The 630-nt window shown below is 70.3% G+C and carries 1 protein-coding gene; it reads left to right on the top strand.

Going from position 1 to position 630, the window contains the following annotated elements; translation table 11 throughout:
- On the top strand, window positions 1-630 hold a 630-nt coding region (locus JK363_RS41550; RefSeq protein ID WP_215911761.1), incomplete at both ends, for a ketoacyl-synthetase C-terminal extension domain-containing protein.

Genomic DNA, 630 nt, shown 5'->3' with positions numbered 1-630 from the left:
GCGAGCAATGGTCTGACGGCGCCGAACGGTCCGTCGCAGCAGCGGGTGATCCGGGCCGCGCTGGCGAACGCACAGGTCCCGGCGGCCGAGGTCGACGTGGTCGAGGCGCATGGTACGGGCACGACGTTGGGTGACCCGATCGAGGCGCAGGCGCTGCTGGCGACGTACGGGCAGGACCGGCCGGAGGGCCGGCCGCTGTGGCTGGGCTCGGTGAAGTCGAACATCGGGCACACGCAGGCCGCGGCCGGTGTCGCCGGTGTGATGAAGATGGTGCTGGCGATGCGCAACGGGCTGCTGCCGCAGACTCTGCACGTTGACGAGCCCACTCCACACGTCGACTGGTCGACGGGTTCCGTCGAGCTGGTCACGGACTCGATCGCATGGCCTGAGACGGGGCATGCGCGCCGAGCAGGTGTCTCTTCCTTCGGCGTCAGCGGCACCAATGCGCACGTGATTCTGGAGCAGGCTCCGGTTTCGGCTCCGGAGGAGGAGCCGGCTGGGGATGTCGTGCCGCCGGTGGTGGTGCCGTGGGTGGTGTCGGGCAAGTCCGAGGAGGCGCTGCGGGGGCAGGCGGCGCGGCTGGCTGCCTCTGTGTCTGAGCTGTCGCCGGTGGATGTGGGGTTCTCGCTG

Source organism: Streptomyces coffeae (assembly GCF_016741875.1).
Lineage (GTDB): Bacteria > Actinomycetota > Actinomycetes > Streptomycetales > Streptomycetaceae > Streptomyces > Streptomyces coffeae.
Note: the sequence above shows the minus strand (reverse complement) of the source record. Positions and strands in the feature narration are given on the sequence as shown.